Source organism: Haloarcula sp. MBLA0163, assembly GCF_055632435.1.
On record NZ_CM145745.1, the window covers coordinates 1,648,759 to 1,668,191 of the forward strand.

Sequence of the window (19,433 nt, forward strand, 5' to 3'; positions counted from 1 at the left end):
CGTGAGCGACAACTGTGGCCCACACGACGCCGCCTGTGGTGATAGTCCGTTTGCTCCATCGGGGGGTGATTGACTTGTGCGCATCGGCTATAAGGCCCTGATACATTTCGGCTCGCAGGTACTCGTCTCGATCACTGGATTCGTGGCAACGTTCGCCATTATCAACCTCGGAAGCACATCGCTTCTGGGCCAGTACTCGACAGCCATCGCGCTGGGGTATTTTTGGCTCGTCTTCCCTGCGATGGCGGTGAAGGCCGGTATCACGAAGCGAGTCAGTGAGGGTGTAGACCAAGGAGCGTACCTTGGTGCTGGCATCCTACTGAACACTGTGATTAGCCTAGCCGCCGTCGCCACCGTAGGCATCCTCGTCGGAGCGATGACGGCTCTGGGCGATGAGATCAGGGTCGCTGGTCGCTCCGTTAGCATTGACGACACGGTATTCGGGCAAGTCGTGGGCGACCACGCAGTCATGCTGGCGGCACTCGGCCTCGCAGCCATTGCGTTCGGGACCGCCATAGCCGGCATCGAGGGGCGAAAACGCGTGGGAACGACGGGGCTACTTGAGGCCGCAGAGCGGACGAGTCGAACCGGGATACAGGTCGCAGCGCTACTTGCCGGGTTTGGCCTTGGGACGCTCTTGCTCGGGCCAATCGTCTCCTTGTTTGCGCTCGCAGCCGTTGGCTTCCTCATCGTCGATGTTCGTCCGAAACGCCCCGACCGAATTCACATCCGACGCATCATCGAATACGTTCGGTACGCGTGGCTGGGTACGCTCCGCTCGCGAGTGTACGGTTGGATGGACACGCTGGTCCTCTCCATGTTCGTCGGCGCGTCGCTCATCGGTATTTACGAGGCTGCGTGGGGAGTCGCCTCCCTTCTGTCGGTTTTCAGCATTTCTATCAAACGGACATTATTCCCGGAGGTCAGCGAACTGGCGACGGACGACGACATCAACCGTATCAAGCACTTTCTTGCTGAGAGTTTGGTCTTCGGCGGCCTTGTCGTCATTCCGGGGCTATTCGGTAGTCTCGTCATCGGCCAGCGGGTCCTCCAATTCTACGACCCAGCCATCAAGCGCGGTGCAGATATCCTCGTCATACTCGTCGGAGCCTACGCCGTTGACGTGTACGCCAGCCAGTTCCTCAACGTTGTCAACGCAGTTGACCGACCTGACATTGCCTACCGCGTCAACGCCGCGTTCATCGGCGTCAACGTCGCCCTGAACGTGGTCTTGGTCTGGCGTTTTGGCTGGTACGGCGCGGCGACGGCGACGGCCATCTCGGCCGCACTCCGGACGGTGCTGGCCTACCGCGGTGTCAGGCAGGCCGTCGGGTCAGTCGGCCTCCCGCTGGCAGACATCGGGCGTCAGGTCACCGCCGCCGCGGTCATGGCAGTGGCGGTGCTTACGGTCAACGCCGCAACACCACGCGGCCGGGTATGGACACTCCTACTCGCCAGCAGCGGCGCAGTGGTGTACTTCGGCCTGCTCGTGATCCTCTCAGAACGCATCCGGCAAAAGACATTCTCGGTTCTCCCGTTCAACTACTCCAGATAGCCGAGGTCTCGGAGGCGCTTCTCTGTCGAGGCGTCCATCGACACCTCCGGCACTGCCTCGTTCGAGGCTCGGAGGTCGTTCAGGTGTTCGACCAGCGTCTCCCGCATCGACCCGGCCCGGTCGGTCGCCTCGTCAACGACATTCTCTATCTCAACGGGGTCGGCGTCAAGGTCGTATAGCTCCGTTTGCTCAGCCTCCCGGTCCCAAATATACTTCCAGCTGTCGGTCCGCAGGGACAGCTTGTACTCCTCGTCCATGTCCGTCTCGCTGATGACGACTGGCTGGTCGCCCGTACCAAGGCGGTCCAGCGCCGAGCGGCCCCGGTAGGTCCTCGGTGGCTCAACACCGGCGAAGTCACAGATAGTGGGACACACGTCAAGCAGCTCGACGGCCTCGGTCTGCATTCCGGCGGATTCGATGTCGACACTCTCGGGCGGTGAAACCACGAAAGGGACGTGTAGCAGTTCGTCATACATAGTCGGGCTGTGGCCGTATGCGCCGTGATCGCCGAATTCCTCGCCGTGGTCAGCGGTCAGCACAACTGCGGTCTCTTCCTCGGTATGGCGCTCAACCGTGTCAAGTAGTCGCTCAATCTCCTGGTCTGTGTAACGGATCTCGGCGTCGTAGAGGTCGAGGATCGTCTGGTGTTCTGCGTCGGTCAGCTCGTCGGGCGATTCCAACATCTTTCTGCGCAAGCGGATGGCCTCCTGCTGGGAGCAGTCGAGGTCAATTCCAAACGAGGCGGCGGCCTCCTTCCGGGGAACGTAGGGGTGGTGGACATCCATGTAGTGGACCCAGCAGAAGAACGGCTCCTCGGCGTCGGCCAGCCAGTCGACGGCCCGGTCGGTGATGACTTCGGCGTCCTGGTAGGTGTTACCAACGTTGACGCCGGCCTTCTCCTCGGTGGTGTCGTAGAGGCGCTGGAGCAATCCATAGACTGCGCTGTCCTGTGGGACGTTGAGCTTCACCCACGACCGGAGGCGGGCGAGCAGCGACGGGTCGGTCTTGGAGTCGTAGAAGTGGTCAAACCCGCGGTCGTAGCCGTAGTCACGCGAGAGCCAGAGGTTGGAGTGGAAGCCGGCGGTATGGTATCCAGACTCGGAGAGCGGTTCGGCGACGACCGAACGGCTCCCCGACATATAGCCGGCTCCGCCGAACTCCAGGGGGTAAGTCCCAGTCAGGATTGCGGGGAAGGAGGCCCGAGTCGCGTGGGCGTTCGCGTACCCGTCGAATTGCAGGCCCTCAGCCGCGAGGGTATCAATGGTTGGCGACGTTTCGCGCTTGTGGCCGTAACAGCCGACGTGGTCGGCCCGGAGCGAGTCAACCGTCACCAGAACGATGTTCGTCATTACCTGTCTCTGGACGGATGGTGTGCTTATAGCTGATGTTTCGGCGGACCCTCAGCGGATGTAGCCTAGTTCCTCGAGGTGGTCCTCGACGTTGGGGGCCAGTCCCTCGTCGCCCTCACCCTCGCCGATTGTCACGGGGTCAAGCGCGTCGAAGGCGGCCGCGAGCCGACTGTCGTCGTCCGTGGCCGTTCGATAGGCGGTCTGTGCGTCCCGGACACGAACCGTGGCCGTCGCGTCCCAATGTGTGACCGACTTCCGGACCCCTTCGCCGCCATCGGTGGCGTCGTACACCGCTTGCCACGGTCCGACGTAGCCGTCCGGGTCGTCAAGGTGGGTGGTGAGGCCGCTGCCTGAGATTTGCCGGAACGTCGATGTGAGCACCGGCCGGTCGGTGCGAAACGCCGGCTCCTCAGTACCCTTGCGGACGGCGTCGACTGCTTCCGGGAACGCCGAGAGCGTCGTTGGGGTGGCGACGCGCTCGCCGTCAGACTGGCCGGGCCGCTTGGCCACAAGCGGGACGTGAGTCAGCGGTTCCGGGACACCATAGCGGTGGCCCACCACCCGGATATCCGGCCGAACGTGGGTCGGTTCGCCGAAACACTCCCCGTGGTCGCTCGTGACGACGAGGAAGGTGTCCTCATACAGGCCCCGCTCCCTCAGGTCGGTGACGAGTCGCTCCATCGCGGCGTCCGCCTGCAAGATACAGCCGTCGTACAGTGCCGTCAGTGCCGCCACCTCCCACCATGGCCTGTCGCCGTTGATGTAGTCCGCTATGTCCGATCCCTCTGGGAAGTCGTCGTGGAGAGCATGCAGGCGGTCGTTGCCCCAATCGTCGTACTCGGCCGCCGGCCGATAAGGGTAGTGGGCGTCCATCAGGTTCACGCAGGCCGCCCATGGGTTTTCCCGGTCGTCAGTCCACTTGAGGAAATCGTCCAGATAGCGGTCCGCTGCCTCTGCCACGGGGTCGTGTTCGGCGTGGCTGCCGAACTTCATCCAGAGACCATTGTACAGCGAGCGGACACGGTCGTCCCGGCCCAGCGCCGCCCTGACAAACGTCGCCGGGTCGGCGTCGTCCACGTCGTCGAGCGTCAACGCGTCTGGGTACGGAACGCTCGCTCGTTTCGGACCAGTGACCTGCTCAAACGACTCCCCGAGGTTAGAGGAGCGGGTGATGACAGCATTTGGCGTGAACAACCCGGTGTCGTAGCCGTCGGCCGCAAGGTCCGCCCAGATCGTCGTTTCGGGGTCCAGCCGCGCCCCGTGCTCGGTGAGGCCGTGCTGGTGTACCTCGTGGCCCGTGAAGATGCTGACGTGGCTAGCGATACTGTGGATGCCCGGCGCACGGGTCTGCTCATAGACTGTGGCCGCCTCGGAGAATTCCTCGAGAAACGGCGTCGTCTCGTTGGCGTGGCCGTACAGCGAGCAGTTCCGTGCACGGACGCTATCGAGGACCACGAGGAGGACATTTGGACGGACCATAGCATCTCACCGTGTTCGAGAATCACCAATAGCTCTTTCGTTCACTCACGAGCCACACTGCGTATCATCCGGTCGTACTCAACGGCCACGTCGTGCCATCCGACTGACCTGGCCCGGTTCCGAAGGTTCTCGCCGTATGTCTCCCTGACCTCTCTGTCGTCCAGCGTAGCCAGCGCTGCGGCAAGTGACTTGCCCGTTGGTTCCGCGACTAACACCTCATCGTCGTTGAACCGTTCACTTAGGTCGCCCTGCTGGACGATAGCGACCAGTCCGGCAGCCCCATACTCTGCTATTTTCAGCGGCTGCTCGGCGTCTTTGAGACAGAAGCCTGCGGTTGCGTTCGCGAGGAATCCCGGCATCAGCCGATAATCAAACGCGCCCGGGAAATAGACGTTAGCTATCGACTCGGCGGCCTCCGCGACAATTTCTCGCTGTGGACCGTCGCCGACGAAGACGAACTCCCAGTCAGATCGACGCTCTGCGGCGTCAATGATGTCTGTGAGGTGGTACGTCTCCTCAATCATTCCTCCGATATAGATGGCGACGGGCCTGCTCGTGTCGACACCTTCGCCTTCAAGGATGTCCCGGGCCTCTGCGACTGCTTCGGAATCAGGGTCTGCGAACAGATCGTAGTCGACGGCATTGGGGAGTTTTTTACCCCCGATACCGCGGCGGTCGGCTTCTTCTTTGGTTTCTTCATACGTAAACGCGCATGCGTCCGAGCGCCTGAGGACGAACCACTCGTACCACTGGAGCACCCGGAACAGCGGCCACGGCAAGTCTTCGAAGTCGCTCAACGGGTCACTCACATCGCCAATAAATGGCTTTCCAAGGAGCCGCGCGAGCGGGTACCCTAAATAGAGACCGATTCGGACGTTTCCGATAATGACATCGTAGTCTCCCTCAACGGCCGTTCTCATGGCCGCAAGCGCATCAAGTCCACTCGTGTCGTGAATCTCGGCTTCGATGCCGCGTTCTGCAAGCTTCTCGGCGATACGAGTCCTACGGACGCTGATGTTGTCACCCATCGACGGGCGGAGCCAGAGGACGCGGTAGTCCGGTTCTGCCTCAGCTTCTATACTGTTGACCCTCCCACCATACTTCATTGCCCCATACAGGTAACCTAAACCGACGACACCCGTAAACACAAACAGCATCAAGAACTGCAGAAGTGCTGACAACGAGGGGCTCCGCAGTAGCTCTTTCATCCGACCAGGCACGAACGAGAGCAGCAGGTCTCGGAGGAAGTCCGACTCCGCACCGGTCGATTCGGGGACGAACACCTCCATCCCACGCTTCGAGTATCCCTGCCAGAACGCGCGGTCGACGAGCCACCCCGGGTCCGTGCGGTAGTCGAATATCTTGTGCGCGACGAGCGCGTCAGGGACGTAGTAGACGCCGGTCCCGTACTCGCTCTGCAACCGGGCACACAGCTCCGTCTCGCCGCCCTGCAGGTTCTTCTCGCCCTGCCGGCCGCCGATGTCGTCCTCGAACCCGCCCAACTCGAGGAACACGTCGCGGCGGAACGAGATGTTCGAGCCGAACGTGTTGCGGACCTCGCCGGCCTCGTCCGGGTCGCCGTCCGGGCCGAACCCGCGGTTGGTGACGCCGACGAGCCAGTAGAACTCCTCGGGGAGGAAGGAGGGCTTGCCGGCGACCCACGCCGGGACCATGCGGCCGCCGACGGCGAGTCGGTCCTCGTCGGCCTCGTAGGCGTCGACGAGCTTCGCGACCCATTCCTCGTCGGCGACGGCGTCGTCGTCGATGAACGCGACGACGTCCCCGGTCGCGACCTCGGCCCCGTTGTTCCGGCTCTCGAGCAAGCCGACGTTCTCGTCGTTGCAGTAGGTCACAACGTCCTCGCGGTCACCGAAGTCCGTCTGGTACCGTTCGTAGACGGCCTCGTCCCCGTCCGAGACGAGGACGAGTTCCACGCGCTCGTACGACTGGTCGAGGACGCTCTCGGCCGCCGCCCGGCAGTCGTCGTAGCGCTCCATCGTGTGCGTACACAGGACGACCGAGACGCGCATGCACGGTGGTCCATCCCGGGTGCTGTTAGGCGTTTCCATCCTGCTGTCGGGGAGAGGTCAAAAGGCTTATGCGCGCGTTAGCAGTGATTCGGACCAATGAGTCAATCGCGGGGCTATCTCGACGACTACCCCGAACTCGAGTCCGCCCTGGACTGGGTACAGGAGTGGTACCACGTCCCCACGCTCCTGGTGCTGCTCGGGTTCATGCTGTGGAACAGAGTCAGGAACTACTCGAACTTCGTCGTCGACGGCGAGGTGCTGTTCAGCGGGCAGGACCCGTGGTACCACTTCCGCTCGACGATGTACGTGGTCGAGAACTGGCCGGCGACCATGCCGTTCGACCCGTGGACGTACTTCCCGTACGGCAACGCGTCCGGGCAGTTCGGGACGCTGATGGACCAGGTGGTCGGGACGATAGCGCTCGTCGTCGGCCTGGGGTCGCCCTCCGAACAGACCGTCGGGATGGTCGCCATCGTCGCCCCCGCGGTGATAGGGACCGCGGCCGCGATTCCGACCTACTACATGGGTCGTCGTCTGAGCGGTCGCCTCGGCGGCGTCACGGCCGTCCTCGTGCTCGCGCTGTCCGCCGGCACCTTCCTCCAGCGAGGGCTCGTCGGGACCTACGACCACCAGGTCGCAGAGGGCCTCCTGCAGGTGACGGCCGTCTTCGCGGTGATGGTGGCCATCAGCGTCGCCGAACGGGACAAACCCGTCTACGAGCAGTTCCTAGAGCGCGACGTCGACGCCCTGCGTGACACCGTCGGCTACTCCCTGCTCGCTGGCGTCGCCATGGCGCTGTATCTCTGGACGTGGCCGCCCGCAGTCCTCCTCCTCGGCATCCTCGGCGTCTTCTTCCTCCTCTGGCTGACTATCGAGTTCGTCCGCGGGAAGAGCCCCGAGCACGTCGGCATCGCGGGCGCCGTGATGATGGGGTCGGTGGCCGTCTTCGAACTCGCGGTGATCAACACGCTGTCGATCACGGCGACCGAACACTCGCTGCTCCAGCCCCTGCTCGCTCTCGCGACCGGCGTCGGCGTCGTGTTCATGGCCTGGCTGGCCCGGTTCATGGAAGCAGAGGACTACGACCGGAACCTCTATCCGGTGACGGTGGGCGGCATCATCGCCGTCGTCGCGGTACTGATGGCGATTCTTACGCCGGATCTCCTGAGCTACTTCGTCGACCAGGTGCTCCGCGTCGTCGGGTTCACCTCAAGTCCGTCCGCGACCCAGACCTCCGTCGGCGAGGCGACGCCGCTCCGGGACCCCGGCGTCCTGTACCGGTACTACGGGCTGGCGCTGTTCGTCGCCATCACCGGCGCGCTGTACATCGCCGGGAAGCAACTCCTGAACAGAGACGCCCCCGCAGAGCAGTTCCTCGTGGTCGTCTGGGGCGCGTTCATCCTCGCCGCGTCGTTCACCCAGATCCGCTTCGGCGTCTATCTGGTGTTCCCGGTCGCCGCACTGACCGCCTTCGTCGTGGGACGGGTCGTCGAGTGGATCGACTTCTCGGCCGACGACGGAGTGGAGTTCTATCAGGTTCTCACGGCCGTCGCACTCGTGTTCACCATCGTCGGGCCGCTCGTGTTCGTCGCGCCGTCCGCCGCCGCGGTCGGAGCGAGCGCAGCACCCGGGGACGAGGCGCAGGGCTGGAACGACGGGCTGGACTGGATGGAGGAGAACACGCCCGTCGAGGGAGCGTACGGCACCGGCGGTGACGGGACGCTGGAGTACTACGGCACCTATCGGAAGACCGACGACTACGACTACCAGGCGGGCGAGTACGGGGTGATGTCGTGGTGGGACTACGGCCACCTCATCACCGTCGAGGGCGAACGCATCCCGAACGCGAACCCGTTCCAGCAAGGTGCGACCAACGCCGCCAACTTCCTGCTGGCACCCAACGAGAGTCAGGCCAACGACGTACTTGACCAGGTCGACGAGGACGACGCGAAGACCCGGTACGTCGCCGTCGACTGGAAGATGACGAACGTCTACGGAGGGACGAGCGGTGGGAAGTTCTTCGCCCCGCCCCGGTTCTACGACGCCTCGAACGTCTCGGCGAGCGACTACTACCGCTCTATCTTCACGAACCCACAGACCGGACAGCGCTTCAAGTACCGCACCCAGGCCTACTACGACACGACGGTCGTCAGGCTCTACGAGTTCCACGGGAGCGCGGTCCAGCCACAGCCGGTCGTGCTCGACTGGCGAATCGCCCAGCAGAACGGACGACAGTTCCGTGCGCCGCCTTCGGACGGTCGTACCATCAAGACGTTCAACACAATGGAGCAGGCGCGTGCCTACGTGCAGAACGACTCCACCGCACAGGTGGGTGGCTTCGGGACCGTGCCGAGCGAGCGAGTGCCGGCGATGGAGCACTACCGCTACGTCGGGTCCAGCGAGCGCAACGCCTACGAGTCGAGTGCCCACAACAGAGGGGTGCTCGTCGAGTCACAGAGCATCGGCGTCCGCTTCCGACCCGCGACGAACGGGACCTGTTCGCCGAACGCGACCGTGATGCCGCTCAACGGGCGCACGTTCTGTATGCCCGAGGCGTCGACGAACCTGATGAGTCAGAACAACCCCGCGTGGACGAAGATGTTCGAGCGGGTGCCCGGCGCGACCGTCGAGGGCACCGGTCCCGCGAACACGACGGTGACCGCGTCCGTCCGGATGCGCAACCACCAGACCAACGAGACGTTCGTCTACCGCCAGCAGGCACAGACGGACGCGGACGGGAACTTCGAGATGACCCTCCCGTACTCCACGACCGGCTACGACCAGTGGGGGACCGAGGAAGGGTACACGAACGTCAGCGTGCGTGCCGAGACGCAGTACCAGTTCACCGCGACGGCCACGCAGAACGGGAGTCCGATGCCGTTCGCCGGGACCACGGACGTCTCGGAGGGGCAGGTCATCGGCGAGAACGACACGGCCGCCACGGTCGCGCTGGAGCCGCTCTTCGAGCGCCAACCGGACAACGAGAGCACCAGCAACTCGACCGACGACGCGCTGACCAACGAGACGGCGACGAACGAGACGACGACCGACGAGACGTCGGGCGGCGATTCGTCGACGGAGACGGCCACGCCGACCGAGACGGCGACGGCGACGAGTACGCCCGGCGCGTTGGCCGAGCCGGCGACGGTGCAGGCGCGGCCCTGAGCGTACGACAGGCCCTTTCTCACGTAGTCTCGTCCGGCCCGACGGCAGCAGCTCGCCAGTCACCGAACCGGTCGAGGACGTCGCGCTCGTCGAACCGCTCGATACACGGCACGTCGTACGGATGGCGTTCCTCGACCCGTTCGGCGAGCGCCTCGTACCCGTCGTCGGTCGTCTTCGCGAGCAGTATCACCTCGTCGTCCTCGTGGACTGCCCCGTCCCACCGGTAGACGGAGGTACAGTCGACCAGGTTCACACAGGCGGCGAGTCGGTCGTCGACGAGCGCTCTGGCGATGTCACTCGCGGCGTCCCGCGGTGCAGTGACGAATGCAGTCGGCATGTCGACGCCGACTGCCGCCGTCGAGAAGAACGTTCGGGGTTACTCTGCCAGCGGATTGAACGAGCCGTTGATGTCCCACTCGTGGAGGCAGTGGGGGTTCCCCGAGAGCTTCTCGCCGTCTTCGACGACGATGCGCCAGGTGTTCACGTCCTCGTCCCATACGTCACGTCGGCCACAGCGTTCACACTCCCGTTCGCTGGGCGAGACGATAGCTACCATACGCGAACGGAGTACGTGAGCAGTTATCAGCGTGCCGGTCGCGTGCGGGCGAGAGGTTTTAGCCGTGGGCGAGCTACCACGAACGGATGGGATTCCACACCTTCGACGTCGACCGGGCCGCTGAACTCGAGGACCAGAGCCGCTACGAGTACGTCTCCGTCGACGAGTTGCTCGCGCTGTTCGACCCGGGACCCGACGACGTGGTGGTCGACCTCGGGAGCGGCACCGGGTTCTACACGGACGACGTGGCCGCCGCCGCGGGCACCGTGTACGCGCTGGACGTCCAACCGGAGATGCACGACCTCTACCGGGAGAAGGGGATGCCCGACAACGTGGTCCCGGTCACCGGCGACGTCGAGTCGATGCCGGTCGAAGGGCAGGTCGACGCCGTCGTCTCGACGATGACGTTCCACGAGTTCGCGACGCCGGCCGCGATGGAGGCCGTCGCGGACGTGCTGGCACCGGGCGGACGGGTCGGGTTCGCCGACTGGACGCGGGCCGGCAGCGGCGACGACGGCCCCCCGGTCGACGAGCGCTACGCTGTGGCCGACGCCGTGGAGATGTGCGAGGCCGTCGGTATCGAGGTCCACCGCGCCGAGGACCGCCGCGAGACGTTCGTCCTCGAAGGGTCGCTCTAGAAGTCGGGGAGGTCGCCGGCGTCGACTTCGTCGGGCTCCCAGTCGACGTACTCGTCTTTGATGACGTCACAGACGACCTGCCCGAGTTCGGTGAGTCCCGCGTTGATGGACGACACCGTCTCCCAGGAGTCGATGTCCGGGTGGATGTCGCGTTCGCGCCAGTCTTCGGGGAGGCCCGGCGCGTGGTAACCCACGCGGCCGGCGAACGAGTCCCAGAAGAAGTCGAACTCCGCTATCAGGTCGAGGTCGGTGACGACGTCCCAGGCGCCCTCCTCGAGGGACGTGTCGGCCGCCCAGCGCTCGAACGCGTCGGCCCACGCACCCTCGTCGAGTACGTCGGCCAGTTCGTCGCGCCGATACTCGTCGCCCTGTACCTCCACGTCCTCGTAGTCCTCGGCGCCCATCGTACTGGAGAGCGTCGGGCGGTCCGGGACTGGTACGTCCAGTGCCATAGACCGTGTTCTGCACCGAGCGGCATAAACGTCAACGCTCGCCGTCGAGGGCGGCCGCCCGCAGGTCCCGCCCCCGCTCGGAGTCCACCGTGAGGTCGGGGACGGGGAGGGGGTCGCCCTCGTCGTCGACGGCGACGTAGACGGAGTAGGACTCGGTCGTCGGTTCGCGCTCGCCGGTCCGCGGGTCCTCGCGGGCCGCCTTCAGACGGACCTTGATGCTCGTCGTCCCGGTGTCGTAGACGTACGCCTCGACGACAGCCGTGTCGCCGACCGGAACGGGCCGCTTGAAGTTCACCTGGTCCATGCGGGCGGTGACACAGCTCTCGCCGGCGAAGCGCATCGCGGCCATCGCCCCCAGCTCGTCCATCCACTTCAGCACGTTCCCCCCGTGCGTGGTGCCGAGGTGGTTGGCGTGGTTCGGCTGGACCATCCACCGGTTCTCCAGACGGGTCTCCAGGAGGTCGACCATACAGCCCACTCACCCATCCACTCAGTTCAGTGTACCGACGTCCACCGGTTGTCAGGCCGTGACGTACTGCGACTCCCAGTCCTGTCGGGCGTCGAGCTCGCGCTGACCACGCCGTGTCAACGTGTAGAAGTTCGTCCGGCGGTCGCGCTCGCCCTTCTCGACGAGCCCCTTCTCGACGAGGGTGTCGAGGTTGGGATAGAGTCGGCCGTGGTTGACCTCGCTCTCGTAGTAGTCCTCGAGTTCGTCCTTGATGGCGAGCCCGTGCGGTTCGTCCAATCCAGCTATCACGTACAGCAAGTCGCGCTGAAACCCAGTCAGGTCGTGCATGTTTCCCGATAGGTCACTCGAACCCGAGACGTATGATTATTGCTGAGTAAAAGGTAAGTAGATTACTAATAAGTAAGCCAACGCTGTCATGCATTTGCGCCGTTCATGAAAGCGAAAATTAACGTCGACACGACAGGTATCTGAGATACATCGTTCGCGTATCTGTCTCCGGTCCTACAATAGGTCGTCGCCTGTCGGACGACACACTCGCCGACCCGACAAGAGTAAAGGAAGCGACTGTGTAACGCGGGTGATGACCGAACACGCGGCGTCGGCGGGCGACGACCCACCAGCCCCGTCCGGCGACGGGTCCGTCACCGTCGTCGGGACGGCGCACGTCTCCGAACACAGCGTCGAAGAGGTCCAGTCGACGATAGCGGACCGGCGACCCGACATGGTGGCCGTCGAACTGGACGAAGGTCGCTACCAGCAGATGAAGGGCGAGACGCCCGACGACCTGGACGCGAGCGACCTCCTCCGTGGGAACACCGTCTTCCAGTTCCTCGCCTACTGGATGCTGTCGTACGTCCAGACGCGGCTCGGCGAGCGCTTCGACATCGAGCCCGGCGCGGACATGAAGGCGGCCATCGATACCGCCGAAGAACTGGGCCTCGGGGTCGCGCTGGTCGACCGCGACATCCAGACCACCGTCCAGCGGTTCTGGGCGAGGCTGACGCTCCGCGAGAAGCTCACGCTCGTCGGGAGCCTCATGGCTGAACTCGGACCCCCGCTGACCGTCGGCTTCACCGTCGGCTCCGTCTTCGGCCTGCTGGGTGCCGTCCTCGCGACGACGCTGGGCGGGCCGTTGCTCCTGCCGGCCGGGGTCCTCTCGGGCACCCTCGGCGCCACCGTCGTGGGTATCCTGGACGCGGTGCTGGTCGGCGTCGTCGTCACGTCGCTGGTCGGACTACCCGTCGCGGCCGCGCTGACACGGATGCGGGCCGGCGGCGAGGACGTCGAGGAGTTCGACCTCGAGGAACTGACCGACACCGACGTCGTCGGCGCGATGATGGAGGAGTTCCGTCGGTTCTCGCCCGGCGGCGCCGAGGCGCTCATCGACGAGCGGGACGCCTACATCGCCCACCGGCTCGTCGGCCTCCGCGAGGCAGGGTACGACGTCGTGGCCGTCGTCGGCGCGGGCCACCGCGAGGGCATCGAGCACTACCTCGAACACCCCGAGGAGCTCCCGCCGATGGACTCGCTCACCGGGCGGGAGACGGGGAGCCGGTTCTCGCTGTACAAGGTCGTGGGGTACCTCATCACGCTGGGCTTCCTGGCGTTCTTCGTCTTGCTCGCGATGGCGGGCGTCCGCGACACCTTCCTCCTGCAGGTCTTCGCCGCATGGTTCTTCATGAACGGCATCGCCGCCGCGGGCCTCGCCCGCCTGGCCGGCGCCCACTGGAGCAGTTCGCTCGTCGGCGGCGGCATCGCGTGGATGACGAGCGTCAACCCACTGTTGGCGCCGGGCTGGTTCGCCGGCTACGTCGAACTGCGCTACATCTCGGTCAACGTCGGCGACATCGGCAAGCTCAACGAGATACTCGCCGACGAGGAGGCGCCGATCGCGGACCTCGTCAAGCGCCTGCGGGCCGTCCCGCTGTTCCGACTCATCCTCATCGTCGCGATGACGAACATCGGGAGCATGCTCGCGAGTTTCGCGTTCCCCATCGTGGTGTTGCCGTACCTCGCCACGCAGGACCGCGACGTGGCGTGGGTCGTCTCGAAGATGATAGAGGGCGCGCAGAACAGCGCCGACCTCGTCTGGGGGCTGGCGGTATGAACCTCACCTTCAGCCGAGACGAGGTGCAGGACCTCCTGGTAGCGTGGCTCGCACTCGGGTTAGCTTTCACGCTCCTGCTGGAGCGGGACCTGCGGTCCGCGCTGCTCGGGCAGGTGGGCGGGCTGAGCCTCGGGGCCGTCGTCCAGACGCTGGTCGTCTCCCTGTTGACCGTCGGCGTCGGCTTCCTCCTCCACGAACTCGCCCACAAGGTGGTCGCGGTCCGCTACGGGCAGGTCGCGGCGTTCAAAGCCGACTACCGGATGCTGGGGTTCGCCATCGTCGGTGCGCTGGTCGGCTTCCTCTTCGCCGCGCCCGGGGCCGTCGTCCACCGCGGACGCATCACCGCGCGGGAGAACGGCCTCATCGCGCTGGCCGGGCCGGTGACGAACATCGTCCTGGCCGTCGTCTTCTTCGTCCCGTTCGTCGTGGCGCTCCTCGCGGGCACCGGCGGTATCCTCTGGGACCTCGCGCGGCGCGGCCTCCAGATAAACCTCTTCCTGGCGGGGTTCAACATGCTCCCGTTCGGGCCGCTCGACGGCCGGAAGGTGCGCGAGTGGAGCACGCTCGTCTTCGTCGCCGTCGCGGTGCCGTCCATCCTGCTGGCTATCGGGGCGCTGTTCCTGATTCCGTTCTGAGCGCGGGCGAACGATGCTCTTTTGCCCGCCCCACGCACCGTCTCGGGTATGACCGACGACGCGAGCGAGACCGACGCCTCGGAGGAAGCGGAGGGACTGACCTACGCCGAGACGGGCGTAGACATCGACGCGAGCGAGGCCGCGACGAAGGCGCTCATCGGCGCAGCGGGCGAGTTCGAGGGCGACTACGCCGGGCTCGTCGACATCGGCGACCAGTACCTCGCGCTCGCGACCGACGGGGTCGGGACGAAGCTCCTCGTCGCCGAGGCCGTCGACGACTACTCGACCATCGGCATCGACTGTATGGCGATGAACGCCAACGACCTGCTGGCGGCCGGCGTCGAACCGGTGGCGTTCGTCGACTACCTCGCCGTCGAGACTCCCGACGAGGAGACCAGCGAGGAGATCGGCGCCGGCCTCCGAGCGGGGGCGAAGCGGGCGGGCGTCGCCCTCGTCGGCGGCGAGACGGCCGTGATGCCGGACGTCATCAAAGGGCTGGACATCGCCGGCACCTGTGCCGGTCTCGCGCCGAAGGACGCGGTGTTCCCCGGTGAGGCCGAGCCCGGCGACGTCCTCGTCGGGTGGCCGTCCTCAGGCATCCACTCCAACGGCCTCACGCTGGCTCGCGAGGCCGTGACGCGGAACCACGAGTACACCGACCCCTTCCCGCCGAACCCGGACGTGACCATCGCCGAGGAACTGCTCACCCCGACGCGCATCTACAGCGAGGTACTGGACCCGCTCCGCGACGTCGAGACCCACGCGGCGGCCCACGTCACCGGTGGCGGCTGGACCAACCTCGCGCGGATGGGCGACCACCGCTACGAGATCACGGACCCGTTCGACCCGCAGGCGGTATTCGAGTTCGTGCAGTCCGAGGGCAACGTCGACGACGAGGAGATGCACCGGACGTTCAACATGGGGACCGGGTTCGTCGCGGCGCTCCCCGAGACGGACGCCGAAGCGGTGGTCGGTGCCGCGGAGGACGCACGGGTCATCGGGTGCGTCGAGGACGGTGACGGCGTCGTCGCCGTGCGCGGACTCGAACTGCGGGAGTGAGCGTCTAAATCGAGACGCGGTCGGACTCGGTCTCGTGCTCTGCGATGCGTAGCTGGAGCGCCTGCCGCAGGTGGTAGCGTGCGGCGGGGTCGTCGGCCTCCTCCAGCGCGGCTTCGAGGTGCGAATCGAGGGACGTCTGCGTCGGTTGCATGGGTGTGACGCTCGTGAGTCCGGCGGGGTATATAATGGGCCGACCGTTCTGCCGGCGCTAACCGTTCTTAGTACCTGTATAACGTCTCCGGGCAGGGTCTCAGCGATGACACGGCGAGCACACCGCCCGCAGGAGCCCCTAGTCGTCAGCTAACCGTCCGGGCGAGGTCGGCCTCGGTGATGACGCCGACCGTCTCGCCGTCCTCGACGACCATCACGGCGGCGTTGTGGTTGAGGTAGGCGTCCACCTCGTCGATGGTGGCGTCGGGTTCGACCGTCGCGATGGACTCGTGCATCACCTCGGCGACGGGGAGTTCGCCGACGTTCTCCTCGGGCCGCTGACGGATGTCGGAGTTGCCGATGAGACCCTGCGGCGACCCGTCACGGATGACCGGCACCTGCGAGTACCCCTTCTCGTCCATCAGCGCCTTGCTCTCGTGGACGGAGTCGTCGGGTTCGACGCTGACCACCGGCGAGTTCATCACGTCACGCGCCCGGACGATACCCCCCTCGGCCTCGTCGAGCGCGTTGACGATGCGGCGCAGGGTGGACAGTCGGGGGTCGACGTCCTCCCCCTCGATGCGGGCGATGAGCGGCTGGGAGACGTCCGCTCGCTCGGCGAGTTCGCTCTGGGTCAGCTCCAGTTCGTTCCGCCGCTCCCGCAGGTCCTCGGGCGTCGGTAATTCCATGCGACTCTATAACTATGGGTTATACAAAAAGGCACCGCCTCTCGGCGCAGCTCAGGCCTCGGCGCCGCTCTCCTCGTCTTCCTCGGTCTCGAAGACCTCGATGACCTTCAGCGGGACGTCCCGGAGCGCACCGCCGATCTCGCTCTTCGCGATGCGCTGGGCGTGTTCCATGGACTCGGCGTTGAACACGTCCATCTCCAGCACCAACCCGACGAGCGCGGTGTCGGCGGCGATGAACGCGGAGTCGAACGGTTCCCCACACGCCGGACACCCGGTCGCACCGACCTCGACCTCGACGTAGTCCATCTCGGCCTCGTTGAGGCGCTTCCCTGCTTCGCTCACCGCGACGCCGATGGCGTCGTCGATGTCGTCTACGTCACGGACCAGCCAGGCTGCTTCCATCGCAACGAGGTAGTTCATACCCGTACTCTGGTGACCCGACTATTCGGTAGTTTTGGTTCGCACTCGGCGCGCACCTCACCGTAACTATCGGCATAACTTATGCGAACGCCGACTCGTTCCAACGCGCCCGTTACGCCCGACCGGTCGATTCGCACACATGTAGTTGCGTCCCGTACAAGTCCGGTTTAATCGCCGTACGGCGGCCCGTCGGTCTGTCACGAACGATGCGACGAACACGTGAGTCGGTCCGAAGAATTATATATGGGCTGCTCCCTGCACTCTGCCGAGGGACGATGGAATCCCGACTGTACACCGCAACGCTGCTCGCACTGTATCAACTCGCGCTGATAGCCGGCATCCTGCTGCTGCCGGTCGCGATGGTCACCGAACGGTTCGGTCTCAGCCTCCCGATAGACCGGGCCGTGGAGGGGCTCGGAGAGGCGTACGAGCGGGCGAGCGCGTAGGCGGTGGCGGAGGCGGTCAGCCTCACCACAAGAAGAGGATTTATCAGCGGCGGAGTGGTACCGGGCGACAATGAGAGACACGACTCCCGACTTCTCACGCCCCCCGACCGCAGACGAGTTCCAGACCGACCCCTACGAACCCGAGGTCGGGTCCCTGCCCCAGCAGTCCGGGCAGGACGAGGAGAAGGTCAACAAGACGGGGACGACCACCATCGGCATCTCGACGAGCGAGGGCGTCGTCATCGCGACGGACATGCGCGCGTCGCTGGGCGGCCGGTTCGTCTCGAACAAGAACGTCCAGAAGGTCGAACAGATTCACCCGAACGCCGCGCTCACGCTGGTCGGTAGCGTCGGCGGCGCCCAGTCGTTCATCCGCTCGCTCCGCGCCGAGGTCAACCTCTACGAGGCCCGCCGCGGCGAGGACATGAGCATGCAGGCGCTCTCGACGCTCGCCGGCAACTTCGCCCGGGGCGGCCCCTTCTTCGCCATCAACCCCATCCTCGGCGGCGTCGACGACGACGGCCACCACGTCTACTCCATCGACCCGGCCGGCGGCGTCATGAAGGACGACTACACGGTCACCGGCTCCGGTCTCACCGTCGCCTACGGGACCCTGGAGGACCGCTACGAGGACGACATGACCAACGAGGAGGCGCGCGAAGTCGCCGCCGCATCCATCAAGGCCGCCGCCGAGCGCGACACCGGCTCGGGGAACGGCATCTACCTCGCCGACGTGACCAGCGAGGGCGTCGACATCCAGGGGTACGACTTCGACGAACTGCTGTAGGACCGCACCGCCCGACGCGACGGGACAGAGCGGGAGAACTATACACGGACCGGACGCAGAGACGGTATGGAACTGTTCGGGACCGCCGGAATCCGAGGGGACGTCGTCGAGCGAGTGACGCCCGAACTCGCCCTCGCGGTGGGCCGGGCAGCGGGCCGAGACGCCGACGAGTTCGCGCTGGGCCACGACGGACGGGTGAGCTCGCCGGCGCTGGCCGACGCGCTCGCCGCGGGGCTGGAGAGTGCCGGCACGGACGTGGTCCGCATCGGCGCGGTCCCGACCCCGGCGCTGGCCTACGCGTCGCGGGACCGACGGGGTGCGATGGTCACCGCGAGTCACAACCCGCCGACCGACAACGGTATCAAACTGTTCGACGACGGGGAAGAGTACGACGGTGAGGCTGAGGCGACCATCGAGCGACGCGTCGAGGCGGACGCGGCGGCCGCCCAGTGGGGCGAGTGGGGCCGGTCGGGAGCGGCCGACGTACTGCCGCCGTACCGGGCCGCCGTCGCCGAGTACGCACGCGGCTTCGGGGCCGACCCCGGTGATGTGACCGTCGCGGTGGACTGTGGCAACGGGATGGCGGGCGTCGCGACGCCGCAGGTGCTCCGTGACCTCGGGGCCGGTGTCGTCGCCACGGAGGCCAACGTCGACGGCTACTTCCCCGGTCGAGAGAGCAAACCGACGCCGGAGTCCCTCGCGAAGTTCCGCTCGTTCGTCGCCGCGTCGGACGCGGCGTTCGGGTTCGGACACGACGGCGACGCCGACCGCATCGTCGTCGTCGACGGCGACGGCGCGGTGGTCCACGAGGACACCGTGCTCGCGATGCTGGCCGAACACTACACGCGCGCCTCGGACGCCGGGGACCCCGTCGTGGTCACCACGCCGAACGCCTCGGGTCGCATCGACGAGCGCGTCACAGCGGCGGGCGGTCGCGTCGAGCGAATCCACCTGGGCGCGCTCCACGAGGGTATCGCCCGTGAGCGAACGGCCGGCGGCGAGGAGACGGCGGTGGTCTTCGCGGCGGAACCGTGGAAGCACGTCCACACGGCGTTCAGCGGGTGGATAGACGGCGTCGCGAGCGCGGCCGTCCTCACGCGGCTGTTCGCCGCTGAGGGCCTCCCGGAGCGCCGAGCGGCCGTCACCGAGCGCCCGTACCGGAAGGTCAGCGTCGAGTGTCCCGACGACCGAAAGGCCGATGCGATGGCGACGGTCGGCGAGACGCTCCCCGAGGCCTTCCCCGACGCCGAGGTGTCGACGGAGTACGGCGTGCGCCTCACCTTCCCCGACGACTCGTGGACCCTCGTCCGCCCCAGCGGCACCGAACCGTACGTGCGGGTGTACGCAGAGAGCGACGACGTCGAGGCGCTCGTCGACGAGGTCCGGGCCGTCGTCGCGTCGGCCGTCGATTCCGCCGGCGACGGGTGACGCCGTCGTCGGTGCCTAT

20 protein-coding genes and 1 pseudogene are annotated in these 19,433 nt (G+C 65.9%); 9 read left to right on the plus strand and 12 right to left on the minus strand.

What is annotated here, in order from left to right; all coding sequences use genetic code 11:
* Window positions 1-76: 76 nt before the first annotated feature.
* Window positions 77-1,555 carry a lipid II flippase MurJ gene (locus ACV7GQ_RS08695; protein WP_470313117.1) on the plus strand — a complete coding sequence of 493 codons (1,479 nt, stop codon included), beginning with the start codon at window positions 77-79 and terminating at the stop codon, window positions 1,553-1,555.
* On the opposite strand, the gene ACV7GQ_RS08700 is transcribed toward ACV7GQ_RS08695, so the two are convergent.
* The 4 genes and pseudogenes from ACV7GQ_RS08700 to aglG all read right to left on the minus strand — a co-directional run.
* On the minus strand, window positions 1,543-2,904 hold the full coding sequence (locus ACV7GQ_RS08700; protein WP_470313118.1) for a sulfatase: 1,362 nt from the start codon (window positions 2,902-2,904) through the stop codon (window positions 1,543-1,545). The two genes, ACV7GQ_RS08695 and ACV7GQ_RS08700, sit on opposite strands and share 13 nt — an antisense overlap.
* Before the next feature lie 51 nt (window positions 2,905-2,955).
* Window positions 2,956-4,383, minus strand: a complete 1,428-nt coding sequence (locus ACV7GQ_RS08705; RefSeq protein WP_470313119.1) for a sulfatase-like hydrolase/transferase — start codon at window positions 4,381-4,383, stop codon at window positions 2,956-2,958.
* 41 nt (window positions 4,384-4,424) lie between these two features.
* Window positions 4,425-5,489: a glycosyltransferase gene (locus tag ACV7GQ_RS08710; protein WP_470313148.1), complete on the minus strand. Its 1,065-nt coding sequence runs from the start codon at window positions 5,487-5,489 to the stop codon at window positions 4,425-4,427.
* Window positions 5,478-6,413, minus strand: a pseudogene (aglG, locus tag ACV7GQ_RS08715) (glucosyl-dolichyl phosphate glucuronosyltransferase); the annotation flags it as partial. The gene ACV7GQ_RS08710 and the pseudogene aglG, both read right to left, overlap by 12 nt.
* A gap of 96 nt (window positions 6,414-6,509) precedes the next feature.
* On the opposite strand from aglG, the gene ACV7GQ_RS08720 reads away from it, so the two are divergent.
* Window positions 6,510-9,578 (plus strand): oligosaccharyl transferase, archaeosortase A system-associated, encoded by a 3,069-nt coding sequence (locus ACV7GQ_RS08720; RefSeq protein WP_470313120.1) that lies wholly within the window; start codon window positions 6,510-6,512, stop codon window positions 9,576-9,578.
* A 19-nt stretch (window positions 9,579-9,597) separates the two neighbouring features.
* On the opposite strand, the gene cutA is transcribed toward ACV7GQ_RS08720, so the two are convergent.
* Both cutA and ACV7GQ_RS08730 read right to left on the minus strand, forming a co-directional pair.
* The gene (gene cutA, locus ACV7GQ_RS08725; protein WP_470313121.1) at window positions 9,598-9,915 is read right to left on the minus strand and encodes a divalent-cation tolerance protein CutA; all 318 of its coding nucleotides are present in this window, start codon (window positions 9,913-9,915) and stop codon (window positions 9,598-9,600) included.
* A 39-nt stretch (window positions 9,916-9,954) separates the two neighbouring features.
* Complete coding sequence (locus ACV7GQ_RS08730; protein WP_470313122.1) at window positions 9,955-10,134, minus strand: HEWD family protein; 180 nt, start codon at window positions 10,132-10,134, stop codon at window positions 9,955-9,957.
* Between the two features lie 86 nt (window positions 10,135-10,220).
* On the opposite strand from ACV7GQ_RS08730, the gene ACV7GQ_RS08735 reads away from it, so the two are divergent.
* Window positions 10,221-10,772: a class I SAM-dependent methyltransferase gene (locus tag ACV7GQ_RS08735; RefSeq protein ID WP_470313123.1), complete on the plus strand. Its 552-nt coding sequence runs from the start codon at window positions 10,221-10,223 to the stop codon at window positions 10,770-10,772.
* On the opposite strand, the gene ACV7GQ_RS08740 is transcribed toward ACV7GQ_RS08735, so the two are convergent.
* Genes ACV7GQ_RS08740 through ACV7GQ_RS08750 form a run of 3 tightly spaced genes read right to left on the minus strand, consistent with a single transcriptional unit; the run spans window position 10,769 to window position 12,020 of the window.
* Window positions 10,769-11,224, minus strand: coding sequence for a DUF7992 family protein (locus ACV7GQ_RS08740; protein WP_470313124.1), 456 nt, complete (start codon window positions 11,222-11,224; stop codon window positions 10,769-10,771). The two genes, ACV7GQ_RS08735 and ACV7GQ_RS08740, sit on opposite strands and share 4 nt — an antisense overlap.
* 31 nt (window positions 11,225-11,255) lie before the next feature.
* Window positions 11,256-11,693, minus strand: a complete 438-nt coding sequence (locus ACV7GQ_RS08745) for an acyl-CoA thioesterase (RefSeq protein WP_470309868.1) — start codon at window positions 11,691-11,693, stop codon at window positions 11,256-11,258.
* Window positions 11,694-11,744: 51 nt separating this feature from the next.
* A complete protein-coding gene (locus ACV7GQ_RS08750; RefSeq protein WP_166969704.1) occupies window positions 11,745-12,020 on the minus strand; it encodes a PadR family transcriptional regulator in 276 nt (91 codons plus the stop codon).
* A gap of 253 nt (window positions 12,021-12,273) precedes the next feature.
* On the opposite strand from ACV7GQ_RS08750, the gene ACV7GQ_RS08755 reads away from it, so the two are divergent.
* From ACV7GQ_RS08755 to purM, 3 genes are read left to right on the plus strand one after another with little or no spacing between them, the layout of a single operon-like run.
* The gene (locus ACV7GQ_RS08755) at window positions 12,274-13,800 is read left to right on the plus strand and encodes a TraB/GumN family protein (RefSeq protein WP_470309869.1); all 1,527 of its coding nucleotides are present in this window, start codon (window positions 12,274-12,276) and stop codon (window positions 13,798-13,800) included.
* Window positions 13,797-14,435 carry a zinc metalloprotease gene (locus ACV7GQ_RS08760; RefSeq protein WP_470309870.1) on the plus strand — a complete coding sequence of 213 codons (639 nt, stop codon included), beginning with the start codon at window positions 13,797-13,799 and terminating at the stop codon, window positions 14,433-14,435. The genes ACV7GQ_RS08755 and ACV7GQ_RS08760 overlap by 4 nt, the downstream gene beginning before the upstream one ends.
* A gap of 48 nt (window positions 14,436-14,483) precedes the next feature.
* A complete protein-coding gene (gene purM, locus ACV7GQ_RS08765) occupies window positions 14,484-15,494 on the plus strand; it encodes a phosphoribosylformylglycinamidine cyclo-ligase (RefSeq protein WP_470309871.1) in 1,011 nt (336 codons plus the stop codon).
* A 4-nt stretch (window positions 15,495-15,498) separates the two neighbouring features.
* On the opposite strand, the gene ACV7GQ_RS08770 is transcribed toward purM, so the two are convergent.
* The 3 genes from ACV7GQ_RS08770 to ACV7GQ_RS08780 all read right to left on the minus strand — a co-directional run bounded on the left by ACV7GQ_RS08770 (window position 15,499) and on the right by ACV7GQ_RS08780 (window position 16,753).
* The gene (locus ACV7GQ_RS08770; protein ID WP_470309872.1) at window positions 15,499-15,645 is read right to left on the minus strand and encodes a hypothetical protein; all 147 of its coding nucleotides are present in this window, start codon (window positions 15,643-15,645) and stop codon (window positions 15,499-15,501) included.
* 145 nt (window positions 15,646-15,790) lie between these two features.
* Window positions 15,791-16,333: a CBS domain-containing protein gene (locus tag ACV7GQ_RS08775; RefSeq protein ID WP_470309873.1), complete on the minus strand. Its 543-nt coding sequence runs from the start codon at window positions 16,331-16,333 to the stop codon at window positions 15,791-15,793.
* Window positions 16,334-16,384: 51 nt separating this feature from the next.
* Window positions 16,385-16,753: a DUF555 domain-containing protein gene (locus ACV7GQ_RS08780; protein WP_220618083.1), complete on the minus strand. Its 369-nt coding sequence runs from the start codon at window positions 16,751-16,753 to the stop codon at window positions 16,385-16,387.
* A 275-nt stretch (window positions 16,754-17,028) separates the two neighbouring features.
* Here ACV7GQ_RS08780 and ACV7GQ_RS08785 point away from each other — a divergent pair, with 275 nt between their 5' ends.
* The 3 genes from ACV7GQ_RS08785 (at window position 17,029) to ACV7GQ_RS08795 (ending at window position 19,414) form a co-directional block, all read left to right on the plus strand.
* On the plus strand, window positions 17,029-17,199 hold the full coding sequence (locus ACV7GQ_RS08785) for a hypothetical protein (RefSeq protein WP_470309874.1): 171 nt from the start codon (window positions 17,029-17,031) through the stop codon (window positions 17,197-17,199).
* Window positions 17,200-17,269: 70 nt separating this feature from the next.
* On the plus strand, window positions 17,270-17,986 hold the full coding sequence (gene psmB, locus ACV7GQ_RS08790) for an archaeal proteasome endopeptidase complex subunit beta (RefSeq protein WP_470309875.1): 717 nt from the start codon (window positions 17,270-17,272) through the stop codon (window positions 17,984-17,986).
* Between the two features lie 66 nt (window positions 17,987-18,052).
* Window positions 18,053-19,414, plus strand: coding sequence for a phosphohexomutase domain-containing protein (locus ACV7GQ_RS08795; protein WP_470309876.1), 1,362 nt, complete (start codon window positions 18,053-18,055; stop codon window positions 19,412-19,414).
* Window positions 19,415-19,433 lie beyond the last annotated feature (19 nt).